This is a genomic window from Craterilacuibacter sinensis (assembly GCF_009831765.1).
In the GTDB taxonomy this organism is placed as follows: Bacteria; Pseudomonadota; Gammaproteobacteria; order Burkholderiales; family Chromobacteriaceae; genus Craterilacuibacter; species Craterilacuibacter sinensis.
Window position 1 is genome coordinate 134,612 of sequence record NZ_WSSB01000001.1, and the last position, 12,530, is coordinate 147,141.

The following is a 12,530-nucleotide window of genomic DNA, read 5'->3' on the forward strand; positions in this document are numbered from 1 at the left end:
GCCATTTTTCGGATTATTCAGCCAGTTTCGTCTTGAGCGCATAGAGCAGACTCAGCGCTTCGCGCGGGCTCAGGCTGTCCACATCGGCGTCTTCCAGCATCTCCAGCGCCGGGTGCGGCTGCGCCTCTGGCTGGGGAGCGCCGGCTTGCGTAAACAGATCTGGCTGCTGGCGGGCGACCGACTGGTTTTCCAGCTCAAGGAGATGGCGGCGCGCTTCGCGTATGACTTTGGGTGGCACGCCGGCCAGTTGTGCCACGGCAAGGCCATAGCTCTGGCTGGCCGGGCCTTCTTCCACGTGATGCAGGAACACGATGCTTTCCTTGTGTTCGACTGCTGACAGATGGACATTGGCGACGCCGGCATAGTCGTGCGCCAGCCGCGTCAGCTCGAAGTAGTGGGTGGCGAACAGCGTGTAGCTGCGGTTTTTTTCGATCAGCGCACGCGCAATCGCCCAAGCCAGCGCCAGACCGTCAAAGGTGGACGTGCCGCGACCGACTTCATCCATCAGCACCAGGCTGTGCGCGGTGGCATTGTTGAGGATGTTGGCGCTTTCGGTCATTTCCACCATAAAGGTGGAGCGGCCGCCTGCCAGATCGTCGGAGGCACCGATACGGGTGAAGATGCGGTCGATAGGGCCGATGATTGCGCTTTGTGCCGGTACGCAGCAGCCGATATGTGCCATCAGCGTCAACAGAGCCGTCTGGCGCATATAGGTCGATTTACCGCCCATATTGGGGCCGGTAATCAGCAACAGCTTGCGGGCATCCGACAGATAAATGTCGTTGGCGATAAAGCGTTCGACGCCGGCTTCCACTACCGGATGGCGGCCTTCGCTGATCTCCAGCCGGTTGCTGCTGACAAATTCGGGGGCGACGTAATTGCAGGTTTCGCTGCGCTCGGCAAAGTTGGCTAACACATCCAGCGTGGCGACTGCTTGCGCCGCCTGCTGTAGCGCGCCGACATGCGGAATCAGTGCGTCGAGCAGCGCTTCATATAACTGCTTTTCCAGCGCCAGTGATTTGTCCTGTGCCGACAGTGCCTTGTCTTCGAACTCTTTCAGTTCCGGCGTGATATAGCGCTCGGCGTTTTTCAGTGTCTGGCGGCGGCGATAGTCGTCCGGCACCTTGTCCGACTGGGCGCGTGACACTTCGATATAAAAGCCGTGCACCCGGTTGAATTCGACCTTGAGCGTGCTGATGCCCGTGCGCTCGCGTTCGCGTGCCTCCAGTTGCAGCAGGAATTCGCCGCAGTTGGTCTGGATGTCGCGTAGCTCGTCCAGATCGGCCGAATAGCCGTGATTGATCACGCCGCCGTCGCGCAGCAAGGTCGATGGTTCGGGCAAAATAGCCGCCCGCAGCAGCGCCTCGGCCGGGGCGTTTTCCGGCAGATGGCTGGCCAGCGTGTTCAGCAGTGCGCTGTTCAGACTGGCGGCCTGATGGCGGGCATCTTTCAGGCGGGCGAGCGAGTCGCGCAGCGATGACAGATCGCGCGGGCGGGCGCTACGCAAGGCGATGCGGGCAGTAATGCGCTCGATGTCGGCTACGCCGGACAGGGTATCGCGCAGCGTCTGATGCTGGGAGGAGAGGGCTGCTACTGCATCCAGCCGTTCGCGCAGGCGGGCATGGTTGCGTAGCGGATGATGCAGCCAGTGGCGCAACAGGCGGCTGCCCATGCTGGTGCTGCAATGGTCAAGCAAGGAGGCCAGTGTCGGGCTGGCTTCGCCGCGCAGGGTTTCGGTCAATTCCAGATTGCGCCGGGTGGCGGCATCCATACGCACCAGTTCGCGGGTGTCTTCCACGCTCAGGCTGGCGATATGGGCCAGATGTGCGCCCTGGGTCTGTTTGGCGTATTCGAGCAGGGCACCGGCCGCACCGACGGCCACCGGACTGTTCTCCGCGCCGAAACCGGCCAGATCGCGCGTGCCGAAATGGCGGGTCAGGGTGAGCTGGCCCGACTCGCTGTCAAACTGCCAGGACGGCAGTTTCTTGCGCGGAATGGCCAGCGTGTCCAAGAGGGCAATGGCGTTATCGTCGGGCAGCAAAAGCTCGGACGGGCGCAGGCGCTCAAGCTCGCTCATTACCTCGTCGACCGGCACCTGCATGATGCGGAATTCGCCGCTGGACAGCGACAGCCAGGCCATGCCCAGCACGCCCTTGATGCTGTTAAGCGCCAGCACCAGATTGTCGCGCTTGTCGTCCAGCAGCGCAGCGTCGGTCAGCGTGCCAGGGGTGACGATGCGCATGACTTTGCGTTCGACCGGGCCTTTGCTGGTCGCCGGGTCACCGATCTGCTCGACGATGGCGACCGACTCGCCCAGCTTGACCAGACGCGCGAGATAGCCTTCGGCGGCATGATAGGGCACGCCAGCCATCTTGATCGGCGTTCCGGCCGAGGCACCGCGCGTGGTCAGCGTGATATCCAGCAGGCGCGCCGCCTTTTCCGCGTCCTCGTAAAACAGCTCGTAAAAATCGCCCATGCGGTAGAACACCAGCTTGTCCGGGTGGTCGCGCTTGAGGGAAAGGTACTGCTGCATCATCGGGGTGTGGGCTGCGCTCATGCTGGTCTTCTGGGCTAGGGGTGACAAAGACGACAACGCCCCGACTGGCGGGGCGTTGGGCGTGCTGATTTTACGTCAAGCCGGCAATATCGTCATCCGGCATGCGCGCTTCAGGCTACATGCGGTGCGATGATGTGCAGAAGCTGCGCCAAGACCTTAGGGCTGGCGGCAACGATGTCGCCGCTTTCCAGCCAGGTCTGCTCGCCCTTCATATCGGTCACGATACCGCCGGCTTCCTGTACGATCAGGCTGCCTGCCGCGATGTCCCACGGCTTGAGGTTGAATTCGAAGAAACCGTCCACGCGGCCGCAAGCCACATTACACAGGTCAAGCGAGGCTGCGCCTTCACGACGGGCACCGGCACTCTTGGCGATGACATCTTTCAGGATGGCAAGGTAGGTGTCGATCATGCTCTGGTCGACCACGGGGAAACCGGTGGCAATCAGGCATTCGTTCAGCTGGATGCGCTTGGAAACGCGGATGCGACGCTCGTTGAGGAAAGCGCCTACGCCGCGGCTGGCGGTGTAGAGGTCGTTGCGGCTAGGGTCGTAGACTACGGCTTCCTGTACCTGACCCTTGTGGGCCAGTGCGATGGAAATGGCGTATTGCGAGTGGCCGTGCAGAAAGTTGGTGGTGCCGTCGATCGGGTCGATGATCCACTCGTACTCGGAGGCGCCCATGCCTTTGGCACCGGACTCTTCTGCTAGAATGGCGTGCGACGGATAAGCCTCGAGAATGACGTCGATAATGGCCTGCTCGGCGGCACGATCCACGTCGGTCACGAAGTCGTTTGCACTCTTCTTCTCGACGCGGATGATGTCGATATTGTGCGATGCGCGCTGAATCACGCTACCTGCACGGCGGGCAGCTTTTACCGCGATATTTAGCATCGGATGCATTTGCATGGACGGCCTCTACAATCTGGACGCAACAGGCACGCGGCTCACCAACGCGCGCCGTGCCTGCCACTAACAATTTCGGTTAAGGAACAAAAAACCCCGACGCATTGCGCGGGGTTTCATAATGGCCGGCATTCTACTCGTAAACAGCTGATGAATAAACCCCAAGTCCCTGATTTTTTGAAGAACATTCGGGTCGTCCTGACCCGTACCAGCCACCCGGGCAATATCGGCTCGGCAGCACGCGCCATGAAAACCATGGGCCTGACCCGGCTCTATCTGGTTGAACCCAAAGTCTTTCCCAGCCCCGAGGCGGATACGCTGGCTTCCGGTGCCGTCGATGTGCTGGAGCAGGCCACCGTGGTTGCATCTCTGGCCGAGGCGCTTAGCGGTGTGACTGTAGCCTGCGCATTGACCAGCCGCCGGCGCGAACTGACGACGCCTTTGGCTGTGCCGCGCGAGGCGACGCCGGAACTGGTGGCGCGTGCGCAGGCCGGCGAGCAGGTCGCGCTGGTGTTCGGTAATGAAACCTTCGGTTTGTCGATAGGCGAAGTCGAGCAGTGCAACCGGCTGGTGACCATTGCCGGCAACCCGGATTATTTCTCGCTGAATCTGGCCATGGCGGTGCAGGTGATGTGTTACGAGTTGTTCAGCCACAGCGGCTTTGCGATGGACTATCTCAAACCCGCAGGCGAGCCGGCGACGCTGGACGAGGTGGAAGGTTTGTGCGGCCATCTGGCGCAGGCGATGGACGATATCGGCTACTTCCGCCGCCGCAATAGCGAGCGCCTGATGCGGCGCATGCGAACCCTGTTTGGCCGTGCCGGTCTTGAGCGCGATGAAATCGATATCCTGCGCGGTTTTTGCAAGCAGATCGAGCGGGTGGCGGCCGAGCATGGCAAGATCGAACGCAGCTAGTTCCTTGCGTCTGCCTTACGTGCATCCGGAAGTGCGCGATCTGGCTTTTTTGCTGTGTGCACCGCCTCCGGTGCATTTCGGCCTGCCTTGTCCGCGTGCCCGCCTGTTGGGGGCAGAGGGGCTGGCCTGTCTGGCTGAGCTGGATCGCGATCCTGCAGCCTTGCTCTCTTGTCTGGCGGCGAGCCCACGTTTGCGTCTGGGGCATTACGCCGAGCAGCTCTTGCTGTTCTGGTTTCACTTGCGGCCGCATATCGAGGTGGTCGCGCATGGTCTGGCCTTGCGTGATCCGGCGGGGCTGACGCTGGGTGAGTTTGATTTTTTGTTGCGTGTAAACGGCGAGCCCTGGCATCTGGAGACCGCCAGCAAGTTCTATTTGCAAGCGCCGCAGGCGGGGGGCGTATTGATAGGGCCGGGGCTGAATGATGCCTGGCCGCTCAAGGCGCATAAACTCACGCAGCAACTGGCGTTGTCGGATCATGTTTGTGCACAGGGGCTGTTGCCGGCCGATTTTGCTGCTTGCCGGCGCGAGCTGTTGCTGGCAGGCTGGTTTTTCTATCCGCCTGATTTTGTGCCGCTGGATGCGGGGCTGACGCGGGGCTGGTGTGCGCCGCTGGATGAAGCCTGGCCGCGTACGCATGCCGCGGCGCGCTGGGTGCATCTGGCGCGCGAGCGCTGGTTGGCTCCGGCAAGGGTGAGGGCAGAAGACACACGGAATGAGGCCGAATTGCGCCAGCTCTTGCAAATGGTACCGTCACCGCAACTGCTGGCCGAGCTTGAGCAGGGCAGCGATGGGGTCTGGGTCGAAGTGGCGCGCGGTTTTGTGATGCCTAAAGCCTGGCCGGATACCGCGCGACTGGACGCATTACTGGCGCGGGTATGAGCTGGAAGGCGGTGATGGCTTGCCTTTAATCAGGCAGAGCCATCACTTAATGGCTTTGCGCGTGAATGCAGCCTGAGATCAGGTTCTTCAGCTCATCGGTCTGGTATAGCTGGATATGCTTGTGATCGACCTTGATCCAGCCTTGCTGCTGGAATTTGGACAGCGTACGGCTGACCGTCTCCAGCTTAAGACCGAGGAAGCTGCCGATTTCCTCGCGACTCATGCGCAGGATAAAGTCGTTGGCGGCAAAGCCACGGGTAGCCAGACGCGAGGAGACATTCAGCAAGAATGCCGCCAGACGTTCGTCGGCTTTCATATTGCCCAGTAACAGCATAATGCTCTGGTCGCGTACGATCTCGCGGCTCATCAGGCGGTAAAAGTGGTGCTGCAGGCTGGGAATGTCGCGGCTCAGGCTTTGCATGCGGGTAAATGGCAGCTCGCAGACTTCGCTGTCTTCCAGCGCTATCGCGTCACAGCCGTGGACATTGGCAGAAATGCCGTCCATACCCAAGAGCTCGCCCGACATGTGAAAGCCGGTGACTTGCTCGCGCCCGTCCTGACTGGACATGCAGGTTTTGAAAAAGCCGGTACGTATGGCAAACAGCGATTTGAATGCTTCACCGCTGCGGAACATGTACTCGCCGCGCTTGAGGCGCCGGCTTTGACGGATTACGGCATCCAGCTGGGCAAGCTCGTCGCGGTTCAGCCCGACAGGCAGGCACAGTTCACGCAACGTGCAGTTAGAGCAGGAAACCTTGAGGGCGTGCAGATGACTGTTGTTCTGTTCTGGCATACGTAAGATTCAATGCTCTTTCAGGGGAAGCTTGACGCTTGTCAAAGCGGGGTAGACATGGCTGTGCGAATTTACCACTCTGCCAATAGATTGACCACCGGTATCGGACATTATGAGCGCCGCCCAAATTTTTTCGCCATCCCGTTTCGAGTTTGACCGCAAGCTGATAGAACAACTTGACGGCTCCGGCCCCAGATATACCTCCTACCCGACGGCGGATCGTTTTGGTCCGGCTTTTGGCGAGGCGGATTATCTGCGCGTGTTGAGTCAGCGCCGCATCGGTGCCAACCGCAAAGCCATATCATTATACGTGCATATTCCGTTTTGTAACACCGTTTGCTACTACTGCGGCTGTAACAAGATCATTACCAAGGATAAGGCACGCGCCGATCTCTATCTCGATTATCTGGAAAAGGAAATCAAGCTGGTCACAGCCGCCATGGGCGGTCGCGAGCAACTGGTGCAGCTGCACTTCGGTGGCGGCACGCCGACCTTTTTGTCGGATGCGCAGCTGGAGCGGCTGATGGGCATGCTCAAGGCGCATTTCGACTTCAAGCCTGAAGGCGAGTATTCGATCGAGATCGATCCGCGCAAGGTCGGGCGCGAGACGGTCTTCAAACTGGCGGCGCTGGGCTTTAACCGCATGAGTGTCGGCATCCAGGATTTCGACCCTGCCGTGCAGCAGGCGGTGAACCGCGTGCAAAGCGAGGAAGAAACGCTGGCAGTGATTGCTGCGGCGCGCGAAGCCGGCTTCAAATCGGTGAGCGTGGATCTGATCTACGGCCTGCCGCTACAAACGCCGGCCTCGGTTGCGGCTACTTTGGCCAAGGTGATTGCGATTTCGCCGGATCGGGTGGCGCTTTATAACTATGCGCATCTGCCGACCGTGTTTATGCCGCAGCGCCGTATCAATGAAGCCGAGCTGCCCTCGGCTGAGGCCAAGCTGGATATCCTGCAAAGCTCGGTCAAACAACTGGCTGATGCCGGCTATGTGTTTATCGGCATGGATCACTTTGCCAAGCCTGAGGATGACTTGTCGCGCGCTCTGGCCGAAGGGCGTTTGCAGCGCAATTTCCAGGGCTATTCCACTCACGCTGATTGCGACATGATTGGCCTTGGCGTGTCCTCTATCGGCAAGGTGGGGGCCAGCTTTGTGCAGAGCGAGAAGGATATCGAGCAGTATTACGCGGCACTGGACGGCGGGCATTTGCCGGTAATGCGCGGCTATATGCTGGATCGCGACGATATTCTGCGCCGCGCCATTATCCAGGCGCTGATGTGCCGCTTCTCGCTGTCGGTGTCGGCGATAGAAGAGGTCTACGGCATCAACTTCCGCGACTATTTCGCCGCCGAATTGCCACAGCTGGAGGCTTTGCAGCAGTTGGGGCTGCTGAGTTTCGATGGTGATTTCATCATGGTCGAGCCGCGCGGACGTTTCCTGATCCGTAATATCGCCATGGTGTTCGATCGCCATCTGCGCGAGCGCAAGACGCAGGCGCGTTACTCCAAGACCATCTGATGGGTGCCATGCCTGATGTCTGCCGCCGGCTTTCGAGTCCGGCGGTTTTTTTTGTCCAGCCTTTGAACAAGGTGCTGCTGGCTTGCACTGAAAGTTGAATGTCATGTAGTCTGGTTTGGTGTTTTTACCGGATTCTCCCCATGACTTGCTGCCTTTTCCATCTGCCGGGCTTTGCCCATGATGTGATTTGCCTGCACCGCTTTTAGACCGACAAGGATGCCGCCCATGCTACAGACCAAGTTCCTGCTTCCCGACAACGAGATTCCGACCCACTGGTACAACGTGGTGGCCGATATGCCCAAGCCACCCGAGCCGGTGCTGGGGCCTGATGGCCAGCCGCTCACCCCTGACGCCCTGTCTGCGATTTTTCCGCAGGCATTGATCGAGCAGGAAGTCAGCCGTGAGCGCTGGATCGAAATTCCGCAAGAAGTTCGCGAGCTGTACCGTCTGTGGCGTCCGACTGCCTTGGTGCGCGCACGCCGGCTGGAGGAAGCACTGGGTACGCCGGCCAAGATATTTTTCAAATACGAGGGCGCAAGCCCGGCCGGGTCGCACAAGCTGAACTCGGCCATTCCGCAGGCGTATTACAACAAGCAAGAGGGGATTACCCGGCTGACCACCGAAACCGGTGCCGGACAATGGGGTAGCTCCTTGTCGCTGGCCGGCGAGATGTTTGGTATCGATGTCCGTATTTATATGGTCAATGTCAGCTACCAGCAAAAGCCGTTCCGCCGCTCGATGATGCAGACCTGGGGCGGCGAGGTGCTGGCCAGCCCGAGCAGCCTGACTACGGCCGGCCGCGCGGCATTGGCCGAGAATCCTGACAATCCCGGCTCCTTGGGGCTGGCGATTGCCGAGGCGGTCGAAGAGGCCGCCAGTCGCCCGGATACGCACTATGCGCTGGGTTCGGCCTTGAACCATGTTTTGTTGCACCAGACCGTGATCGGGCTGGAGGCGCGCAAGCAGTTCGAACTGGCCGGCACCTGGCCCGACATGATTTTTGCGCCTTGCGGGGGCGGCTCCAACTTTGGCGGCGTGGCTTTCCCGTTCTTTGCCGACAATGCGGCAGGGCGCAAGCAGGTTCGTCTGGTGGCGGTGGAGCCCAGCTCTTGCCCCAGCCTGACCCGTGGCCATTATGCTTATGATTTTGGCGATTCGGTCGGCCTGACGCCGCTGATGAAACAGTACACGTTGGGTCATGACTTTATGCCGCCATCCATCCATGCCGGGGGCTTGCGTTATCATGGTGCCAGCAGTCTGGTTTCCCAGCTTTACCATGAGGGGCTGATCGAGGCTGTTTCCGTGCCGCAGCTGGCGACCTTTGAGGCGGGCGTTGCTTTTGCCCGCGCCGAGGGCATTATTCCGGCTCCCGAGTCCTGCCATGCCATCCGCGCTTGTATCGATGAGGCTTTGCGCTGCAAGGAAAGCGGTGAAGAGAAAACGCTGTTCTTCAATCTTTCGGGCCATGGCCACTTCGATATGGCAAGCTACGACAAGTATCTGAGCGGGGCGCTCGAGGACTACGAGTACCCGCAGGAGGCGATTGCTGCGGCCCTGGCCCGTTTGCCACAGCTTACGGCCTGATCTGCGTCTGCCATGACAAACGGCCGGTTTAACCGGCCGTTTGCTTTTGTTGCCGCCAGAACTCAGGGCTGGCGTGCCAGTGTATTGATGCCTTGGGCACGGGAGCGTGTCAGGGCAAGGTCGAGGCGGGAGAGCAGGTGCTTGTGCGAGCTTTCGCCCTTACGCAAGGATGACAAGCCGACGCAGGCGGCTGCCGAGCGGTTTTCGCCTGCAACCTGGAATTGCTGCAGGCTCAGGCTGGCGATCAGACGCCGTGCGGCGCGGGTCGCGCCTTGCATCGGGGTATAGGGTAACACTAGTAGCAGGCAGCCATCTTCGCGCCGGGCTATCAGGTCGCAGTCACGGGCACTTTGCATGCACAAGCTGCCGGTCATGCGGCGGATATAGCCTGCGGTATCGTTATCCAGCTCATGATTGAAGCTGGGTATGCCTTCAATGGAAATCAGTAGCGCAGACAGTGAATGGCCGTAGCGGTTGGCGCGACCGACTTCATGGGCCAGCCCGGACAAAAGTGCCGGCATGCCGAGTACACCACTGAGATAATCATCGGCATCGGTGATGCGTGGCTCATGCTTGAGCTCCTTGGCTAGCTTGAGTACGCGCTCGCAGACCTGCCGTTCGCTTTCCAGCAGACGCCCCATCATCACGGTTTCACTGCGGTCGGAAAAGCTGATGGCCAGAACCGGACGCAGAAAATCGACTTCCCGTAATGATAATTGGGCGTTGAACTGATGGCCGCCTTTGGCCTTGAGGATCAGTTCTTCGTTGTACAGCATGCCTTGCTGTGCGAGACGGGTCATTAAACTTGCTTCATCGCCCGGATCGGCCAGATGGCTGAAAAACGGCTGACCGATGAGGTCAGCACGCGGGATACCCAGTAAGATGGCGGCTAGCTGGTTGGCGGCAAATATTTTGCCGTCAGCCGGCGTTACCAGCACCAGTGCGCCCTGTACGGTATCGATCAGGGCTTGAAATGCGCGTTCGTCTGCCAGCATGCTTAATTCCTCCTGTCATTTTGGTAGTCTAGACTGTGCAGTAATGTTTGCAGGAGAAGTAATAGGCATGTTGATGGAATGTAGTATTGAAGGGGCAAGCGGAATCCCTATGGATATATCGTTGCTGTTTCCGCTTTTTTCTCAGTGGCCAGCAGAAGAGCGCCAGGCCTTGCTGTCACAAGGGCGAGCGGTGGCGTTTGCTGCAGGCAGCGAAATTATTTCCATACAGCAAACCGTACATGAGGTGTTGTTTGTCACTCACGGGCTGATGACGGCTTATACGCCGGGCAAACGTGCAGGGCGCCCGTTTTGCTACGGTTATATTGTGCCTGGCGACATCATCGGCTTGCATGCCTTGTTCGAGCCGCGGCCTTTCGGCGTGGCGGTACAGGTGCTACGCGATACGCGTGGTTTTAGCCTGCCGCTGGATGTTTTGGTGCAGGCGCTGGATGCCAAGCCACAGGCCTGGCGCTCGATTGCCGAACTGATGACTCATGCCGTGCACCATTTGCTGAATTTTGTTTCCATGCTGTCCGAACCGGATGGCTATAGCCGGCTCAAGCGGGTGCTGGAAGCGCTGGAGCAGCATGCGCAAGCGCACCCGGCTGCGCCGGGTTTGCATTTGACCCAGCGTGAACTGGGGGAGCGTATAGGACTGAGCCGGGAAATGGTCAACCGCATGCTCAAGGCGCTGCGTACCGGCGGTTATATCCAGCTGAATGAAGAGGGCGGGATCGTCATTGCCAAGCCCTTGCCCGAACGCTTTTAAGTCGCGATGTGTGCTTTCGCACAGGGCATTGTTAAATAAGCAATAGCTGTTTTAGAATGCGCACCAATGAATTTCGGAGGGTTTGCGACATGAGTAAGGCTTTTATTCGCACCATCGTGCTGGCTGCGACCGTGGCTGCACTGGCCGTTCCTGCTTCTGCTCACGCTTATAAGCGCAGTGATCGTACCAAAAATGCAGCCATTCTTGGCGCCGGTGTTGGTCTGCTGAGCGGCAACGGCATCAAGGGTGCCATTGGCGGTGCCGTGATTGGCGGCGGTGTTGGTGCACTGACCGAAAATGGCCGCAAGGGCCGCAAGGCGGTCAAGGGTGCCAAAAAAGGCGCGGTACTGGGCGCAGGCTTGGGCTTGCTGTCGGGTAATGGCATTGACGGTGCGATCAAGGGTGCGGTTGTCGGTGGGGCCGGTGGCGCCATTCTTGGCCGTTACAACTGATCACACACTGAATATTTAGGATGGATGACAAGATGAAAAAACTGGCTATTATCGCTGCTTTGCTGACCAGCTCCGCTGCCTGGGCTGCGGCTCCTGCACCTGCAGCTCCTGGCGGTCTTTCCGCTGACTACATGATCACCTGCTCCGAAGCCAATGAAGAAGCCAAGACCGATGCAGGTTTTGTTTCTGCTCTGGTCGCCAGCATGGGGAACGCCAGCGTGGAAGCGCGCAATCTGAAAATCACCCCGTCCAAGGATCTGGATGCCAAGGTGGTCAAGGCGATGGGCGCGGTCTGCAAGAAAGACCCGGACGGCTTGCTGCTCAATGCTGTCGACAGCGCCATGCGCTCGGTTGCCTCCAAGTAAGCTTGCCTTGCTTCGTCATACCTGCCAAGCCCGCATCTGCGGGCTTTTTGCTTGTTGGCTCCTTGCCTACAGTGGCCAGTCCGGTGCGGGCAAGGTAGCAAAGACTTCGCGCAGGCCTTTGCTCCAGGCCTGACGCAAGACGCTGAAGTATGGATCTTTTTCAGCCAGCCTGACCGGCGCTAGCGGCGCCGCGTCATCGGGGCGTAGCCAGACCAGATCGATTGGTGCACCTACCGACAGGTTGGAGCGCATGGTCGAGTCAAGCGAGATCAGCGCGCACTGGATGGCCTGCGCCAGTGGCGTGTCGTAGTCCAGTACGCGGTCGAGTATGGGTTTGCCGTACTTGGCCTCACCGATCTGGAAGTAGGGTGTATCGCGGCTGGCTTCGATGAAATTGCCTTGCGGGTAGATATGGAACAGGCGCATGGCTTCGCCCTCAACCTGGCCGCCGAGCAGGAAGTGACTGGAAAAGTCGATGGTCGAAGCCGGATCGGCATCGCGTGCGACCACCTCGCGCAAGGTCGCGCCGACCATGGCGGCCGCATCATACAGTGATGCAACCTGCAGCAGGTTGCGCGCCGGCTCGTGATGGCGGCAGGACAACTCCAGCAGGCTGGCCACACTCTGGCTGGTGGCAAGGTTGCCGGACGAGAGCAGTACCATGCGCGCCTGCCCCGGTTTTTCAAATACCCGCATCTTGCGAAAAGTCGCGACATGGTCGACGCCGGCATTGGTACGGGTGTCGGACGCGAATACCAGGCCTTGGGCCAGGCGGATTGCGACGCAATAAGTCATGTAA

At 59.6% G+C, this 12,530-nt stretch carries 12 protein-coding genes; 7 read left to right on the forward strand and 5 right to left on the reverse strand.

The genetic code is table 11. The annotated features are described in order from the left end of the window. Positions 1 to 13: 13 nt before the first annotated feature. Positions 14 to 2,557 carry a DNA mismatch repair protein MutS gene (gene mutS, locus GQF02_RS00675; RefSeq protein ID WP_235930008.1) on the reverse strand — a complete coding sequence of 848 codons (2,544 nt, stop codon included), beginning with the start codon at positions 2,555 to 2,557 and terminating at the stop codon, positions 14 to 16. 110 nt (positions 2,558 to 2,667) lie between these two features. Then, positions 2,668 to 3,456, reverse strand: a complete 789-nt coding sequence (locus GQF02_RS00680) for an inositol monophosphatase family protein (RefSeq protein ID WP_124734822.1) — start codon at positions 3,454 to 3,456, stop codon at positions 2,668 to 2,670. Positions 3,457 to 3,609: 153 nt separating this feature from the next. Between GQF02_RS00680 and GQF02_RS00685 the strand changes: the two genes are divergently transcribed. Both GQF02_RS00685 and GQF02_RS00690 read left to right on the forward strand, forming a co-directional pair. Then, entirely contained in the window at positions 3,610 to 4,374 is a 765-nt protein-coding gene (locus tag GQF02_RS00685; protein WP_124734762.1) for an RNA methyltransferase, read from the forward strand. Next, positions 4,352 to 5,254 carry a DUF1853 family protein gene (locus tag GQF02_RS00690; RefSeq protein ID WP_160794163.1) on the forward strand — a complete coding sequence of 301 codons (903 nt, stop codon included), beginning with the start codon at positions 4,352 to 4,354 and terminating at the stop codon, positions 5,252 to 5,254. Before GQF02_RS00685 ends, GQF02_RS00690 begins: the two co-directional genes overlap by 23 nt. 46 nt (positions 5,255 to 5,300) lie before the next feature. Here the strand turns inward: GQF02_RS00690 and fnr are convergent, their stop codons facing one another. Beyond that, positions 5,301 to 6,047 carry a fumarate/nitrate reduction transcriptional regulator Fnr gene (gene fnr, locus GQF02_RS00695; protein WP_124734764.1) on the reverse strand — a complete coding sequence of 249 codons (747 nt, stop codon included), beginning with the start codon at positions 6,045 to 6,047 and terminating at the stop codon, positions 5,301 to 5,303. Between the two features lie 112 nt (positions 6,048 to 6,159). On the opposite strand from fnr, the gene hemN reads away from it, so the two are divergent. Further along, positions 6,160 to 7,566, forward strand: a complete 1,407-nt coding sequence (hemN, locus tag GQF02_RS00700) for an oxygen-independent coproporphyrinogen III oxidase (RefSeq protein ID WP_160794165.1) — start codon at positions 6,160 to 6,162, stop codon at positions 7,564 to 7,566. Between the two features lie 225 nt (positions 7,567 to 7,791). Then, positions 7,792 to 9,150, forward strand: a complete 1,359-nt coding sequence (locus GQF02_RS00705; RefSeq protein WP_160794167.1) for a TrpB-like pyridoxal phosphate-dependent enzyme — start codon at positions 7,792 to 7,794, stop codon at positions 9,148 to 9,150. A gap of 62 nt (positions 9,151 to 9,212) precedes the next feature. Here GQF02_RS00705 and GQF02_RS00710 read toward each other — a convergent pair whose 3' ends face one another. Next, positions 9,213 to 10,145 (reverse strand): GGDEF domain-containing protein, encoded by a 933-nt coding sequence (locus GQF02_RS00710; RefSeq protein WP_124734767.1) that lies wholly within the window; start codon positions 10,143 to 10,145, stop codon positions 9,213 to 9,215. Positions 10,146 to 10,254: 109 nt separating this feature from the next. Here GQF02_RS00710 and GQF02_RS00715 point away from each other — a divergent pair, with 109 nt between their 5' ends. The 3 genes from GQF02_RS00715 (at position 10,255) to GQF02_RS00725 (ending at position 11,731) form a co-directional block, all read left to right on the forward strand. Next, on the forward strand, positions 10,255 to 10,914 hold the full coding sequence (locus GQF02_RS00715) for a Crp/Fnr family transcriptional regulator (protein ID WP_160794169.1): 660 nt from the start codon (positions 10,255 to 10,257) through the stop codon (positions 10,912 to 10,914). A gap of 89 nt (positions 10,915 to 11,003) precedes the next feature. Further along, the gene (locus GQF02_RS00720; protein WP_220789260.1) at positions 11,004 to 11,366 is read left to right on the forward strand and encodes a hypothetical protein; all 363 of its coding nucleotides are present in this window, start codon (positions 11,004 to 11,006) and stop codon (positions 11,364 to 11,366) included. Between the two features lie 32 nt (positions 11,367 to 11,398). Beyond that, entirely contained in the window at positions 11,399 to 11,731 is a 333-nt protein-coding gene (locus GQF02_RS00725; protein WP_160794171.1) for a YmgD family protein, read from the forward strand. A gap of 66 nt (positions 11,732 to 11,797) precedes the next feature. Here GQF02_RS00725 and GQF02_RS00730 read toward each other — a convergent pair whose 3' ends face one another. Next, entirely contained in the window at positions 11,798 to 12,526 is a 729-nt protein-coding gene (locus tag GQF02_RS00730) for a peptidase (protein WP_160794173.1), read from the reverse strand. Positions 12,527 to 12,530: the final 4 nt, after the last annotated feature.